Source organism: Enterobacter cloacae complex sp. BZL2005 (assembly GCF_049238885.1).
In the GTDB taxonomy this organism is placed as follows: Bacteria; Pseudomonadota; Gammaproteobacteria; order Enterobacterales; family Enterobacteriaceae; genus Enterobacter; species Enterobacter roggenkampii.
In genome coordinates, this window is the sequence record NZ_JBMKGI010000015.1 from 80,076 (window position 1) to 94,093 (window position 14,018).

Annotated in this window: 14 protein-coding genes; 8 read left to right on the forward strand and 6 right to left on the reverse strand. The window is 60.6% G+C overall.

Annotated features, from left to right (window positions below):
• Window positions 1-26 precede the first annotated feature (26 nt).
• A complete protein-coding gene (gene dsdA, locus ACOTXI_RS20250) occupies window positions 27-1,313 on the reverse strand; it encodes a D-serine ammonia-lyase (protein WP_021242686.1) in 1,287 nt (428 codons plus the stop codon).
• Window positions 1,314-1,330: 17 nt separating this feature from the next.
• Complete coding sequence (gene dsdX / locus ACOTXI_RS20255) at window positions 1,331-2,668, reverse strand: D-serine transporter DsdX (RefSeq protein ID WP_058653713.1); 1,338 nt, start codon at window positions 2,666-2,668, stop codon at window positions 1,331-1,333.
• 204 nt (window positions 2,669-2,872) lie between these two features.
• Between dsdX and dsdC the strand changes: the two genes are divergently transcribed.
• Together dsdC and ACOTXI_RS20265 are read left to right on the forward strand one after the other, a co-directional pair.
• Window positions 2,873-3,799 carry a DNA-binding transcriptional regulator DsdC gene (gene dsdC, locus ACOTXI_RS20260; RefSeq protein ID WP_045895415.1) on the forward strand — a complete coding sequence of 309 codons (927 nt, stop codon included), beginning with the start codon at window positions 2,873-2,875 and terminating at the stop codon, window positions 3,797-3,799.
• Between the two features lie 84 nt (window positions 3,800-3,883).
• The gene (locus tag ACOTXI_RS20265; RefSeq protein ID WP_058653712.1) at window positions 3,884-4,972 is read left to right on the forward strand and encodes a cellulase family glycosylhydrolase; all 1,089 of its coding nucleotides are present in this window, start codon (window positions 3,884-3,886) and stop codon (window positions 4,970-4,972) included.
• Here the strand turns inward: ACOTXI_RS20265 and emrD are convergent.
• The 4 genes from emrD to tisB form a co-directional block, all read right to left on the reverse strand.
• Complete coding sequence (emrD, locus tag ACOTXI_RS20270; protein WP_023293703.1) at window positions 4,875-6,059, reverse strand: multidrug efflux MFS transporter EmrD; 1,185 nt, start codon at window positions 6,057-6,059, stop codon at window positions 4,875-4,877. The two genes, ACOTXI_RS20265 and emrD, sit on opposite strands and share 98 nt — an antisense overlap.
• 175 nt (window positions 6,060-6,234) lie before the next feature.
• Window positions 6,235-7,068, reverse strand: coding sequence for an EamA family transporter (locus tag ACOTXI_RS20275; RefSeq protein WP_045414798.1), 834 nt, complete (start codon window positions 7,066-7,068; stop codon window positions 6,235-6,237).
• A gap of 62 nt (window positions 7,069-7,130) precedes the next feature.
• The gene (locus tag ACOTXI_RS20280) at window positions 7,131-7,577 is read right to left on the reverse strand and encodes a GNAT family N-acetyltransferase (RefSeq protein WP_058653711.1); all 447 of its coding nucleotides are present in this window, start codon (window positions 7,575-7,577) and stop codon (window positions 7,131-7,133) included.
• A 64-nt stretch (window positions 7,578-7,641) separates the two neighbouring features.
• Window positions 7,642-7,731: a type I toxin-antitoxin system toxin TisB gene (gene tisB / locus ACOTXI_RS20285; RefSeq protein WP_008500146.1), complete on the reverse strand. Its 90-nt coding sequence runs from the start codon at window positions 7,729-7,731 to the stop codon at window positions 7,642-7,644.
• A 521-nt stretch (window positions 7,732-8,252) separates the two neighbouring features.
• On the opposite strand from tisB, the gene ivbL reads away from it, so the two are divergent.
• The 6 genes from ivbL (at window position 8,253) to ACOTXI_RS20315 (ending at window position 13,927) form a co-directional block, all read left to right on the forward strand.
• Window positions 8,253-8,351, forward strand: a complete 99-nt coding sequence (gene ivbL / locus ACOTXI_RS20290; protein ID WP_057979964.1) for an ilvB operon leader peptide IvbL — start codon at window positions 8,253-8,255, stop codon at window positions 8,349-8,351.
• A gap of 106 nt (window positions 8,352-8,457) precedes the next feature.
• Complete coding sequence (gene ilvB / locus ACOTXI_RS20295; RefSeq protein WP_045353349.1) at window positions 8,458-10,146, forward strand: acetolactate synthase large subunit; 1,689 nt, start codon at window positions 8,458-8,460, stop codon at window positions 10,144-10,146.
• A gap of 3 nt (window positions 10,147-10,149) precedes the next feature.
• The gene (gene ilvN, locus ACOTXI_RS20300) at window positions 10,150-10,437 is read left to right on the forward strand and encodes an acetolactate synthase small subunit (protein ID WP_008500144.1); all 288 of its coding nucleotides are present in this window, start codon (window positions 10,150-10,152) and stop codon (window positions 10,435-10,437) included.
• A gap of 82 nt (window positions 10,438-10,519) precedes the next feature.
• Window positions 10,520-11,113 (forward strand): transcriptional regulator UhpA, encoded by a 594-nt coding sequence (gene uhpA / locus ACOTXI_RS20305; protein WP_008500143.1) that lies wholly within the window; start codon window positions 10,520-10,522, stop codon window positions 11,111-11,113.
• Window positions 11,110-12,615, forward strand: a complete 1,506-nt coding sequence (uhpB, locus tag ACOTXI_RS20310) for a signal transduction histidine-protein kinase/phosphatase UhpB (RefSeq protein ID WP_087855322.1) — start codon at window positions 11,110-11,112, stop codon at window positions 12,613-12,615. The genes uhpA and uhpB overlap by 4 nt, the downstream gene beginning before the upstream one ends.
• A complete protein-coding gene (locus ACOTXI_RS20315) occupies window positions 12,608-13,927 on the forward strand; it encodes an MFS transporter (protein ID WP_058653709.1) in 1,320 nt (439 codons plus the stop codon). Before uhpB ends, ACOTXI_RS20315 begins: the two co-directional genes overlap by 8 nt.
• The last annotated feature ends 91 nt before the right edge of the window (window positions 13,928-14,018 follow it).

A 14,018-nucleotide genomic window follows, 5' to 3' on the forward strand; every position in this document is an offset into this window, starting at 1 on the left:
TAAGGCGCAGCCGCCACCCGGCAGAATTACTGCCCTTTAGCCAGATACTTCGCCATCTCGTCTTCCGGCACCATGCCGCCGCCGGTCGCCCACACCAGGTGGGTAACGCTGGCATCTGAAGGCACGCGCAGCGGTCCGGCCATGCCCGCCAGCGCGGACGGTTCCAGACGAATGCCTTCCTCCTGCGCCAGCCAGCCGAGCATGTCGTACATGCTCTGATCGGAAAGCGTATAAAACCCGTCGAGCAGGCGCTCCATCGCGCGGCCCACGAAGCCGGAGGCGCGTCCTACCGCCAGCCCGTCCGCCGCCGTCACGTTATCAATGCCCAGGTCCTGCACCGCGATCTCATCGTGCAGGCCGGTGTAAACGCCCAGCAGCATGCACGGGGAGTGCGTGGGCTCCGCGAAGAAGCAGTGGACGTTGTCACCAAAGGCCAGCTTCAGGCCAAACGCCACGCCGCCGGGACCGCCGCCGACGCCGCACGGCAGGTAGACGTACAGCGGATGATCGGCATCCACCACGCGGCCCTGAGCGGCAAACTGTGCTTTCAGACGCTCGCCCGCCACCGCGTAGCCCAGGAACAGGGTGCGGGAGTTTTCATCGTCAATGAAGAAGCAGTTCGGATCGCTTTCCGCCGCTTTGCGTCCTTGCTCCACCGCCACGCCGTAATCCTGCTCATATTCCACGACGATGACGCCGTGGCTGCGCAGTTTGGCTTTCTTCCACTCGCGGGCGTCGGCGGACATATGCACCGTCACCTTAAAGCCGATGCGGGCGCTCATGATGCCGATGGACATCCCCAGGTTGCCGGTTGAGCCTACCGCAATGCTGTACTGGCTGAAGAAGTCCTTAAAGCGCGGCTCCAGCAGGATACTGTAGTCGTCTTCAACGCTCAGCAACCCGGCGTCCAGCGCCAGTTTTTCCGCGTGGGTCAGCACCTCATAGATACCGCCGCGCGCTTTAATCGAGCCGGAGATCGGCAAATGGCTGTCTTTTTTCAGCAGCAGCGTGCCGGGAATGGATTTGCCAGATTCTTTCTCCAGCCGCGCCCGCATTGCCGGGATGGCGACCAGTTCGGATTCAATAATCCCGCCCGTTGCGGCCGTCTCCGGGAAGGCTTTCGCCAGATATGGCGCGAAGCGGTTGAGGCGCGCATGGGCATCGTCCACGTCGGCTTTGGTCAGCCCGACATAGGGCAGCCCTTCTTCAAGCGTGGTCGTGTTCGGGTTAAGCCAGGTGGTTTCTTTCAGGGCAATCAGATCCTCAACCAGAGGAAACTGTGCGGTTAAAGTGGTGATAGTTGCGTTTTCCATAATACGTCTCTTCGCGCTCAGATAATGAAAGAAAGCAGGAATGTGCCGCCAAGTGCAAGCACCGAGGCGATAAACGTCGCCGTCGTATAGTATTTGAAGGTCTCATTCAGGGTCGCGCCGCAGTATTGCTTCACCAGCCAGAAGAGGGAATCGGTCACGATCGTGCAGCCAATGGCGCCGGAACCGATGGCAATGGTGATGATCTCCGGGCTGACGTTCGGGTAGAGCGGCAGCATCGGCGCGACGATGGCCGTGGCGCCCATCATCGCGACCGTGGCGGAGCCTACGGCGGCATGCAGCACCAGCGCCACCAGCCAGGCGAGCAGGATAGGGTGCATGTGCAGGTTCGAGAGAATTTGCGCCAGCGAGTCCGCCAGTCCGCTGGTTTTCAGGATGGCGTTGAACGCGCCGCCCGCGCCGATAATCAGCAAAATGTTGGCGATAGAGCCAAAGCCGTGCTCGGTGTGCGTCAGCATCGCGCCCATGCCCATATGCTGGCGGATGCCCAGCAGGTAGTAGGCGACAAACACGGCGATAAACATGGCGGTGATCGGGTTGCCGATAAACTCCAGCAGCGTATACAGCGTGCCGTCTTTTGCCATATTCAGTTCGGCGATGGTCTTCACCAGCATCAGGGCAATCGGCAGCAGCACCGTAAACAGCGTGGCGCCCAGCGACGGCAGGGTGTGCTCTTCACGCACCTTCAGGTCTGAAAATTCTGCCGGAACCGGTTTAAACGGCAGACGATTGCCGAGCAGCTTCAGGAACAGCGGGCCGCCGACCAGAGAGGCCATCAGGCCCACCAGCAGGCCGTAGACGATTACCGTCCCAACGTCCGCCCCTAATTTATTGGTCACAAACAGCGCGGCCGGATGCGGCGGCACCACGCAGTGCACCGCCATCAGCGCGGTACAAAGCGGAATAGCCAGCTTAAGCAGCGACGTGTGGGTCTTTTTGGCGATGGAAAACGCCAGCGGGATCAGCAGGACCACGCCCACTTCCACGAACAGCGTAATGCCGCAGATCAGGCCCACCAGCACCATAATCACGTCTGCTGACAGCCAGCGGCAGCGCGGCAGGGCGATCCCGATGCGCTCTGCCGCGCCGGAAACCTCCATCATCTTGCCGAGAATGGTCCCAAGACCAATCACGGCCGCCAGGAAGCCCAGCGTGCCGCCAATCCCGCTCTCAATGGCGTTTACCATATCCAGCGGGCTCATTCCCATCATTGCGCCGACGAAAAAGCTCGCCAGTAGCAGCGCGAGGAACGGGTGAAACTTCAGCTTAACGATGGTTAAAACAATCAACACAATGCTGACCAGCAGCGTTGCCACAACCCAGACCTGAGATCCCATATCTCACCTCACCCTTATGTCATCTGGGGGTATTGGACGAAAAAGCGGCGTGGGCTGACAAACGATATAAATTGGCGTTCAGGTGAGCCAGATTGAATCAACTGAGTGACTGCGCTCTAAAAAACGCACTTAATCCGCATTAGGTTCACATAAATTCACCCTTAAACAGTATGCTGAGCGCAGAAACCACGCGTGAGAATTGTGATGACCGATGCAAATGAAGCCAGAAACCGGCTGCTCAACGGCTGGCAGCTGTCGAAAATGTACACCTTTGAAGTGGCGGCTCGACATGAATCCTTCGCGCTGGCGGCGGAGGAGCTGTCGCTCAGCCCCAGCGCGGTGAGCCACCGCATCAACCTGCTGGAAGAGGAGCTGGGTATTCAGCTGTTTGTCCGTTCGCACCGTAAAGTCGAGCTGACGCAGGAGGGAAAGCGCGTTTACTGGACGCTAAAATCGTCCCTCGACACCCTGAATCAGGAGATCCTGGACATCAAAAACCAGGCGCTGTCCGGCACGCTGACGGTCTACTCCCGGCCGTCGATCGCTCAGTGCTGGCTGGTGCCGATGCTGGGGGATTTTACCCGCCGCTATCCGTCAATATCGCTCACCGTCCTGACCGGCAATGATTACGTCAATATGCAGCGAACGGGCGTCGATCTGGCGCTCTATTTCGACGATACGCCGCCAAACCATCTGTCTCATCACTTCCTGATGGACGAAGAAATTTTGCCCGTCTGCTCGCCGCAGTATGCCCGCGAGCATGAGCTGCTGAAAAACCCCGATAACCTTAGCCACTGCACGCTGCTGCACGACCGTCAGGCCTGGAGCAATGATTCCGGTACGGATGAGTGGCTGAGCTGGGCGCAGCATTTTGGGGTAAATATGCCGCCATCGTCGGGCATTGGCTTCGATCGGTCGGATTTGGCGATTATTGCGGCCATCAACCATGTCGGCATCGCGATGGGGAGAAAGCGGCTGGTGCAAAAACGGCTTGAACGGGGCGAACTGATCGCCCCGTTTGGTGACAAGACCCTGAAATGCCATCAGCACTACTATGTCTCGACGCTTTCTGGCCGTCAGTGGCCGAAAATAGACGCCTTTATCGGCTGGCTGAGAGAACTGGCAGGTTGAAGAATTATTACGCTTTCGCGCTACACCAAATGTGAAAAAGCATGCTAAATACAGGTAATGCTTTCGATTTATCCAGGGTAAACCGTGTTAAAGCCTCTTATAGCGACCGCGTTACTGATCTCTTCCGGCTGGGCCATTGCCGCTGAGCCGCCGCTGACGGCTGCCCGTTATGCGCAGCAGCTTGGCGTCGGGATGGATGTGGACTGGGCGCGCACCGAGCGCGGCATACGCGAATTCGATCCGCTGGTGGTCCGCGATTTTCGGGCTAAAGGCATTACCCACGTGCGCATCCGCGTGGCCGACGAGCCGACGGAAGCGCGGCTGATCCACCTGCGTAAGCTGGTAGAAGCCTGTGAGCAGTATGGCGTAATCCCGATAGTCGCTTATCAGGCTGATGAATATAAAAACGACCCGAAAGCCGATAACGAGAAAGAGACGGTCAACTGGTGGATTGCCGTGGCGCACTATTTCGGTCAAAGCTACCCGCTGCTGGGTTTTGATCTCATTTATGAGCCTGCCGACAAGCTTAACCACAATCTGGCGTCGCTAAACCGCGTCTATGAAAAAACCGTTAAAGCGATCCACGACATCGACCCGCAGCGCATGATCTTCATTGCGCCACGCCTGCGTGCCGCGCCGGAGGAGTTATCCAGCCTGAAGCTGCCCGCGCACAGCCAAACCTATCTGCTGGCGGAGTGGCATATTTTCCCGTGGGGGCCGCTGAAGAATGGCGGTAAATACCCGTGGACGTCCGGCACGGCGGCAGAGAAAGCGGCAATCCGTAACCGCATCAATGCCGCGCTGCACTGGCAGCAAAAAACCGGGCACGTTAGCTGGGTCGGGGGCTGGGGCGTGGGGGAGTCAAGCCGCTTTACGCCAACCGCCTCGCAAGTCGCATTCGCCACCTTTATGGCCTGCGAGCTGCAAAAGGCCAAAATCCCGTATGCGCTTAACGCGGATTTCCAGTTTTACGACGGGGAAGAGGGCGCCTGGCGGCCTGCGCCAGAGCCGTTACTGCAGGCGATGATCGCCCCTGTCTGTGAAAAGCCCGGCGAGAAGCCGGGCCATCATGCGGTTAAACCGGCTGCTCGTGATGCGGGACACGCGACGCCAGCGGCAGCCAGCACAGTAAAATCAGCAGCCCCATCAGCGTCATCAGCAGGCCCAGACTAGCCTGCCCGGTCTGCGGCATCATCGCCGAGAGCCAGGCCAGCGCGCCGGAACCGATGTTCTGCAAACCGCCCACCAGCGCGCCCGCCGTACCTGCGAGGAACGGGAACGGCTCCATCGCGCCGCTGGTGGCGAGCGGGAACAGCATCCCCGCGCCGAAGAAGAACAGCGCCGCCGGGATGAGCAGCGTCCAGACGGTCATCACGCCAAACAGCCCCGGGATCCACATCATCAGACCCGCCAGCAGACAGCTGATCACCGACTGCCACATCAGGGTGGAGAAGCGTTTGTTTGGTCGCCCGGCAAACCACGCGCCGAAGAACGCCGCCGGGATCGGCAGAATAAACAGAATACTCACCACCATACTGCTCAGGCCCAGCCCCGCGCCCAGCAGCACGCCGGAGCAGGCTTCGAACACCGCGATGCCCGCCAGGCCGCCAATCAGCATCAGCAGGTAGCAGGTAAACGCGCCGTTGCCGAACAGCGTTTTATAGCTGGCGATCAGCTTCGTGCGCGGCGCGTCCTGCGGGCGCGTTTCCGGCATCCAGCGCGCCATGCTGAAGGTGACAATGATGCACAGCACCAGCAGGAAGGCGTAGCAGGCGCGCCAGGACCACATCGTGTCCAGCAGGCCGCCGATCAGCGGGGCCAGCAGCGGGCTGACCAGAATCCCCATATTCAACAGACTGTTAGCATGACGGAGCTGGGTGCCCTGATACATATCGCGCGGTAAGGTTCGTGCCATCACCCCGCCAACACCGGTCCCAACGCCCTGCAGGGCGCTGGCGGCAATCAGTACGGTCAGGCTGTGGGTAGTAATGGCAATCACCGTCGCCACCATGAAAATACTCATGCCCACCAGGATCACCGGGCGACGCCCGACGCGGTCGGAGAGCGGGCCGTAGAAGAGCTGCGAAACGCCATAGGTCAGCAGGTAGGCCGCCATTACGCTCTGTACCGCGCCCTCGCGGACGTTCAATTCCTTTGCCATGTCGGCAATCGCCGGAATGTAGATGGTTTGCGCCATCTGACCGACGGCCACCAGTAACACCAGCATCAACAATAAGTTAACGTTCCGTTGCTTTTTCATGTCGCTGAATACTTTTGCCAAAAGAGAAAAATGAAGAATAAGTGACTGCGCATTCCCATAAATGCGCGAGGAATCTACCACAGAGAGATGACAATTTAAGCATTGTCGCGGTGAATGGAAAAACCGGTAAAGGCAGGATTTGTAAACAAGAACGGCAACTAATGTTGCCAGTGCTTTACGCCAGACGCAGCAGAATGGCGCCGCCGGCAATGCCCAGCGCCGCCGCGATGCGCAGGCCCGCAACCTTCTCTTTTAAAAGCAGAAATGCGATCAGCGCGCCAAAGAGTATGGAGGTTTCACGCAGCGCCGCAACCACCGCCAGCGGCGCCTGCGTCATCGCCCACAGCGCCAGACCGTAAGAGCCCATGGTCCCCACCCCGCCAAGCAGCCCCTTTTTCCAGTGCAGACGCAGGTAGCCGGACGCCTCGCGCCGACGCGCGACCATCGCCCAGCTCAGCAGGCAGAAGCCGTTCATAAAGAAGGTCCACAGCGTATAGCCCAGCGCGGTCTCCGAGAGCCGCACGCCGGTGCCGTCCACCAGCGTATATCCCGCAATAAAGCAGGCGTTCAGCAGCGCCAGCCAGATCCCCTTGCGTGACTGCATGCGCCCGTTCATTGCCATCGCCAGAATCGACAGGCAAATTACCCCGATGCCGGACCAGGCGAGCCAGGAGAGACGATCGCCGAGCGCCAGCACGCTGATCAGCGCCACCAGCAGCGGGGCGGTGCCGCGCATCAGCGGGTAGGTCTGGCTCATATCGGAAACCTGATAGGTCTTCGCGACCAGCACGGTGTAGACCACCTGTAAGGCACAGGAGACGATCAAAAACGGCCAGCTTGCGGCAGAGGGCTGTGGAGAGAAGGGGAGCAGCACCAGGGCAATCAGCGTGGCGGAGCCGCTGACGCTGATTGCAGAATAAAGCTTGTCCGTTCCGGCTTTGACGATGGCGTTCCAGCTGGCATGCAGCAGCGCGGCGAAGAGTAAAATGCAGAATACGGTGAGGGTCATGGCGTATCGGGTGATGAGTTGTCACTCAACTGTAACATTCACGTCCTGAAGCTGCCAGCCGGTTACACCGCACAAAAAAGGCGGTGCGTCACCCGCGGTTCGTCCGAGACCAGCGTAAACCCTGCCTGGCGATAAAATCCGTAGGCAGCGTCCGGCGCATGGGTATTGAGGAAATCGAACCAGATGCTGGCATCGACCATCACCACGGTCAAAAGCTGCTTGCCAATCCCCAGCCCGCGGCACTTCTCGCTGACGTAGAGATGGCGAATACGCCCGGCGCGCGGCTGCTGGCTGAACGGATCGCGATTCAGACCGCACACGCCAACCAGCTTGCCGTTGAGAAACGCCCCCAGCAGCTTTTCACCCGGCGCGTTAAAGCGGTTCTCACCCCGCTGCCAGCTCTCTTCCAGCCTGCGCAGCATGTTGAAATTCGATGCGATACTTTCAGCCTTCAGGGCGATGTACCCCGGCTCTTCTGGCGTGACAGGCTCAATTAACAGACGCGACATAGCATTCCCTCGTTATTAAAGAGGGGCGGTTGCCCGCCCCTCTCAGGTGCGACTTGAACCTGAATTACCGAACGAATTTCAGGACAGCATCAAGCAGTTGCAGTACTGCAACAATGAGTTTGAGGATAAGTATCACCATATCCACTACGCTCATACGCGTCTCCTTTTGGTTAAAAGGAGCACGATGCTGGCGTACCTTTCCGCCGCCTGTTGCCAGCACCTGGATTGACGTAACACAGTGTGCTCACTTCAGGGGTTAAGGCACTGACGGCACCACCCGTTTCAGCCAGGACTTCGTTGCGCCGGTAGAACTGCGGCCCCCTCGCTCACTGCGAACACCCTCAGTATAGATAAATACTGTACGTATGAACAGTATTTTGTGGACAAAATCTGGAAGGCGATCCATACTCAAAAACGTCAAAATCCGTGCCGGAATTGCGCGTTCGTCTTCGATCGCGTATACTTTTTGCGTTGACGTAACACAGTGTGTTCTGCGGCGACCAACCGCAAAATCCTGATAAAAACCTCGCTCCGGCGGGGTTTTTTGTTTTCATCCCCCAACAAACGAAACGTGATCCCTGACGCATTTTTGCGCAGATGAAAATATTTCCATTGTCACGCCCGAAAACCTGTGTTTGTATAAATTCCATCAATGATTCCAAACACAGGTCCCCAATGACTTCATCCATCTTCACTTCGACCCTACTAAAAACTGCGCAACCAGCCGCAGTGGTCGTCGTGCGTGTGGTGGTGGTCGTCGGCAATGCGCCGTAGGGACTGGATCAACACACGAATCCAAAACCCCGCCGGCGCAAACCGGGCGGGGTTTTTCGTTTAGGACCCTCCCCGGAAAGTCGGCCCAGAAGAAAAGGACTGGAGCATGGCAAGTTCGGGCACAACATCCACCAAGACGCGTTTTACCGGCGCGCAGCTGATCGTTCATCTGCTGGAGCGACAGGGCATCACCACGGTTGCGGGCATCCCCGGCGGCACGGTGCTGCCGCTGTACGATGCGTTAAGCCAAAGCACGCAGATCCGTCACGTGCTGGCACGCCACGAGCAGGGGGCAGGCTTTATCGCTCAGGGCATGGCGCGCACGCAGGGTAAACCGGCGGTCTGTATGGCCTGCAGCGGCCCGGGCGCAACCAACCTGGTCACCGCCATCGCCGACGCGCGCCTCGACTCCATTCCGCTGATCTGCATTACCGGCCAGGTGCCGTCCTCGATGATCGGTACCGATGCGTTCCAGGAAGTGGATACCTACGGCATCTCTATCCCCATCACCAAACATAACTATTTAGTTCGCGACATCGCAGAACTTCCTCAGGTTATTAGCGATGCGTTCCGCATTGCGCAGTCCGGCCGCCCGGGCCCGGTGTGGATAGACATTCCTAAGGATGTCCAGACCGCAGAGATCGAGATCGACGTTCTGCCGGAGCCGGGCGAGCGTGCCCCCGCGCCGGAGTTCAGCGCTGAGAGCGTGCGCGACGCCGCCGCCATGATTAACGCCGCCAAACGCCCGGTGCTCTATCTGGGCGGCGGGGCGATTAACGCTGCGGATGAAATCCGCCAGTTTGCGGAAAAAGCCAACCTGCCGACCACCATGACCCTGATGGCGCTGGGTATGCTGCCAAAAGCGCACCCGCTGTCCCTGGGGATGCTGGGCATGCACGGCGCGCGCAGCACCAACTACATCCTGCAAGAGGCGGATTTGCTGATTGTTATGGGCGCGCGTTTTGATGACCGGGCGATTGGCAAAACCGAGGAGTTCTGCCCGAACGCGAAAATCATTCACGTGGATATCGATCGCGCCGAGCTGGGTAAAATCAAGCAGCCGCACGTGGCGATTCAGGGCGACGTGGCCGAAGTGCTGGCGCAGCTGATCCCGCAAACCGACGCGACCGATCGCGCCGACTGGCGCCAGCTGGTGGCCGAACTGCAGCGCGAGTTCCCGGGTGCGATCCCAACTGAAGGCGACCCGCTGAGCCACTATGGTCTTATCAACGCCGTTGCCGCCTGCGTGGACGACAGCGCGATTATCACCACCGACGTGGGCCAGCACCAGATGTGGACCGCCCAGGCCTACCCGCTGAACCGTCCGCGCCAGTGGCTGACCTCCGGCGGCCTCGGCACCATGGGCTTTGGCCTGCCCGCAGCTGTGGGCGCGGCGCTGGCGAATCCGGACCGCAAGGTCATCTGCTTCTCCGGCGACGGCAGCCTGATGATGAACATTCAGGAGATGGCAACTGCGGCCGAAAACCAGTTAGACGTGAAAATCATCCTGATGAACAACGAGGCGCTGGGGCTGGTGCACCAGCAGCAGAGCCTGTTCTACAAGCAGGGCGTGTTTGCGGCGACCTATCCGGGGATGATTAACTTTATGCAGATTGCCGCCGGCTTTGGCCTGCACACCTGCGATCTGAACGCGGAAGAGGATGCCCACGCGGCGCTGCAGGCGGCGATCTCGCGTCCGGGCCCGGCGCTGATCCACGTGCGTATCGACCCTGAACAAAAAGTGTATCCGATGGTGCCGCCGGGTGCGGCAAATACTGAGATGGTGGGAGAATAAGCCATGCAGAAACAACATGATAACGTCATTCTGGAACTCACCGTCCGCAACCACCCTGGCGTCATGACCCACGTCTGCGGGCTGTTTGCCCGCCGGGCGTTTAACGTGGAAGGCATTCTCTGTCTGCCTATTCAGGGCAGCGAGCACAGCCGCATCTGGCTACTGGTCAACGATGACCAGCGTCTGGAGCAGATGATGGCGCAAATCGACAAGCTGGAGGACGTCACCAACGTGGCGCGCAACCAGTCCGATCCCACCATGTTTAACAAAATTGCGGTGTTCTTCGAATAGATCGCTTAAGGTAAGCGTCTTTCGCTCTTGTAGGCCGGATAAGCGCAGCGCCATCCGGCTTTTTCAGACCGCAGGAACACACATGACCACCATCGCCCTTATCGACGACCACCTTATCGTCCGCTCTGGCTTTGCCCAGCTTCTCAACCTCGAACCGGATTTCCAGGTCGTGGCCGAGTTTGGCTCCGGCCGCGAGGCGCTGGCGGGCCTGCCGGGGCGCGGGGTGCAGGTCTGTATCTGCGACATTTCGATGCCGGATCTCTCCGGGCTGGAGCTGTTAAGCCAGCTGCCGAAAGGAATGGCGACCATTATGCTCTCGGTCCACGACAGCCCGGCGCTGGTCGAGCAGGCACTCAACGCGGGCGCACGCGGCTTCCTCTCTAAACGCTGCAGCCCGGACGAGCTGATTGCCGCCGTGCGCACCGTCTCCACCGGCGGTTGCTACCTGACGCCGGAAATCGCCATCAAGCTGGCGGCTGGACGACAGGATCCGCTCACCCGGCGCGAGCGTCAGGTGGCTGAGAAGCTCGCGCAGGGGATGTCGGTAAAAGAGATTGCCGCCGAGCTGGATCTGTCGCCGAAGACCGTGCACGTCCATCGCGCCAACCTGATGGAAAAACTCAACGTCAGCAACGACGTCGAGCTGGCGCGCTGCATGTTCGACAGCTGGCAATGAGTCCCGTCTTTTCGCGGCTGATCGCCGTCGTTGCCAGCTTTTTCATCTTCTCCGCCGCGTGGTTCTGCCTGTGGAGCATCAGCCTGCATCTGGTGGAACGTCCTGAGCTGGCGGTGCTGCTGTTTCCCTTCGGCCTGCGTCTGGGGTTAATGCTCCAGTGCCCGCGCGGCTACTGGCCCGTGTTGCTGGGCGCAGAGTGGCTGCTGCTGGTCTGGCTGGCGCAGGAAGTGGCCCTCGCGCATCTGCCCTTATTGATGACCGGAAGTCTGCTCACGCTTCTCCCCGTTGCGCTCATTTCCCGCTATCGTCACCAGCGCGACTGGCGCACGCTGCTGCGCCAGGGGGCGGCGCTGATTGCCGCCGCGCTGCTGCAGTCCCTGCCGTGGGTTGGCGATAGGGAGATGCTCAACGCTCTGCTGCTCACCCTCACCGGCGGCCTGACGCTGGCGCCGACCTGTCTGGTTTTCTGGCACTATCTCTCCAGCACCGTCTGGCAGCCGCTTGGTCCGGGGCTGGTGTCCCAACCGGTGAACTGGCGCGCCCGGCATCTCATCTGGTATCTGCTGCTGTTCGTGGTGAGCCTCTGGCTCCAGCTCGGTCTGCCCGCCGAGCTTTCACGCTTCACGCCGTTTTGCCTGGCGCTGCCGATTATTGCCCTGGCCTGGCACTACGGCTGGCAGGGGGCGCTGATCGCCACCCTGATGAACGCCATCGCGCTGATCGCCAGCCAGACCTGGCACGACCATCCGGTGGATCTGCTGCTCTCGCTGCTGGCCCAGAGCCTGACCGGGCTGCTGCTGGGGGCGGGCATTCAGCGCCTGCGCGAGCTGAATCAGTCCCTGCAGACCGAGCTGGCGCGCAACCGGCGTCTGGCTGAACGCCTGCTGGAGACGGAAGAGAGCGTGCGGCAGGAGGTGGCCCGCGAGCTGCACGATGACATCGGGCAGACCATTACCGCCATCCGCACCCAGGCGGGCATTGTTCAGCGCCTGGCGGCAGAAAACGCAGGCGTGAAGCAGGGCGGGGCGCATATCGAACAGCTTTCACTGGGTGTGTATGACTCGGTGCGACGCCTGCTCGGCAGGCTGCGGCCGCGCCAGCTTGACGACCTGTCGCTGGAGCAGGCGGTACGCTCCCTGATGCGCGAGATGGAGCTGGAAAGCCGCGGCATTGTCAGCCATCTCGACTGGCGAATTAACGAACCTGCGCTGAGCGAAGGCCAGCGCGTGACGCTGTTCCGCGTCTGTCAGGAAGGGCTGAACAATATCGTCAAACACGCCAGCGCCAGCGCGGTCACGATCCAGGGCTGGCAGCAGGACGAGCGCCTGATGCTGGTAATTGAAGACGACGGCTGCGGCCTGCCGCCCGGCTCCGGGCAGCAGGGCTTTGGCCTGGCGGGCATGCGCGAGCGCGTGAAGGCGCTTGGCGGCACGCTGAGCCTCTCCTGCACCCACGGGACGCGCGTCAGCGTCAGCCTGCCGTTAAGGACGCATCATGTTTAAAACCCCAGCCAGCGCAGCCCCGTTAAGCAACAAAGCGGAAATCGACGCCCGCTACCGCTACTGGCGGCGTCATATTCTGATTACCATCTGGCTCGGCTATGCGCTGTTCTACTTTACCCGCAAAAGCTTCAACGCCGCCGCGCCGGAGATCCTCGCCAGCGGCGTGATGACGCGCACCGACATCGGCCTGCTGGCGACGCTGTTCTACATCACCTACGGCCTGTCGAAGTTCTTCTCCGGCATCGTCAGCGATCGCTCCAACGCGCGATATTTCATGGGCGTAGGGCTGATCGCCACCGGCGTGGTGAACATCCTGTTTGGCTTCTCCACCTCGCTGTGGGCCTTTGCCCTACTGTGGGCGCTGAACGCCTTCTTCCAGGGCTGGGGCGCGCCGGTCTGCGCCCGCCTGCTCACGACGTGGTACTCGCGCAACGAGCGCGGCGGCTGGTGGGCGATATGGAACACCGCACATAACGTCGGCGGGGCGCTGATCCCGATGGTGGTGGGGGCCGCGGCGCTGCACTACGGCTGGCGCGTGGGGATGATGATTGCGGGTGGCCTGGCGATTGTCGCCGGGCTGTTCCTCTGCTGGCGCCTGCGTGACAGGCCGCAGACCGTGGGCCTGCCTGCGGTGGGCGACTGGCGGCACGACGAGATGGAGATTGCCCAGCAGCAGGAGGGCGCGGGGCTGACCCGCAGGGAGATCCTCACCAAATACGTGCTGAAAAACCCGTACATCTGGCTGCTGTCGCTTTGCTACGTGCTGGTCTACGTGGTGCGCGCGGCCATCAACGACTGGGGCAATCTGTACATGTCCGAGACGCTCGGCGTGGACCTGGTGACCGCCAACTCGGCGGTGACAATGTTCGAGCTGGGCGGGTTTATCGGCGCGCTGGTGGCGGGCTGGGGCTCGGATAAGCTGTTCAACGGCAACCGCGGCCCGATGAACCTGATTTTTGCCGCCGGGATTTTGCTCTCTGTTGGCTCGCTGTGGCTGATGCCGTTCGCCAGCTACGTCATGCAGGCGGCGTGCTTCTTCACCATCGGCTTCTTCGTGTTTGGCCCGCAGATGCTGATCGGCATGGCGGCGGCGGAGTGCTCCCACAAGGAGGCGGCAGGCGCGGCGACGGGCTTTGTCGGGCTGTTTGCCTATCTTGGCGCATCGCTCTCCGGCTGGCCGCTGGCGCGGGTCATCGACATCTGGCACTGGAGTGGCTTCTTCGCGGTGATCGCCATCGCGGCGGGAATTTCCGCCCTGCTGCTGCTGCCGTTTTTACATGCGCAGGCCCCGCGTGAAGCCAGCGTGATGTGATGCGCCTCACCTTTTCACCCCGAGTGGCGCAAAACTAGGAAATTTTCCCGGTTTTACCTGGACGCTGTCTCAGGCATCTCTCCCGGCTGAT

Bases quoted from the DNA above. Each gene is read 5' to 3' on its own strand.
- uhpA (WP_008500143.1), top strand. From the start codon at position 10,520: ATGACCACCATCGCCCTTATCGACGACCACCTTATCGTCCGCTCTGGC.
- uhpB (WP_087855322.1), top strand. From the start codon at position 11,110: ATGAGTCCCGTCTTTTCGCGGCTGATCGCCGTCGTTGCCAGCTTTTTC.
- emrD (WP_023293703.1), bottom strand. From the start codon at position 6,059: ATGAAAAAGCAACGGAACGTTAACTTATTGTTGATGCTGGTGTTACTG.
- ACOTXI_RS20315 (WP_058653709.1), top strand. From the start codon at position 12,608: ATGTTTAAAACCCCAGCCAGCGCAGCCCCGTTAAGCAACAAAGCGGAA.
- dsdA (WP_021242686.1), bottom strand. From the start codon at position 1,313: ATGGAAAACGCAACTATCACCACTTTAACCGCACAGTTTCCTCTGGTT.
- dsdX (WP_058653713.1), bottom strand. From the start codon at position 2,668: ATGGGATCTCAGGTCTGGGTTGTGGCAACGCTGCTGGTCAGCATTGTG.
- ilvB (WP_045353349.1), top strand. From the start codon at position 8,458: ATGGCAAGTTCGGGCACAACATCCACCAAGACGCGTTTTACCGGCGCG.
- ivbL (WP_057979964.1), top strand. From the start codon at position 8,253: ATGACTTCATCCATCTTCACTTCGACCCTACTAAAAACTGCGCAACCA.
- ACOTXI_RS20275 (WP_045414798.1), bottom strand. From the start codon at position 7,068: ATGACCCTCACCGTATTCTGCATTTTACTCTTCGCCGCGCTGCTGCAT.
- dsdC (WP_045895415.1), top strand. From the start codon at position 2,873: ATGACCGATGCAAATGAAGCCAGAAACCGGCTGCTCAACGGCTGGCAG.
- ACOTXI_RS20280 (WP_058653711.1), bottom strand. From the start codon at position 7,577: ATGTCGCGTCTGTTAATTGAGCCTGTCACGCCAGAAGAGCCGGGGTAC.
- tisB (WP_008500146.1), bottom strand. From the start codon at position 7,731: ATGAGCGTAGTGGATATGGTGATACTTATCCTCAAACTCATTGTTGCA.
- ilvN (WP_008500144.1), top strand. From the start codon at position 10,150: ATGCAGAAACAACATGATAACGTCATTCTGGAACTCACCGTCCGCAAC.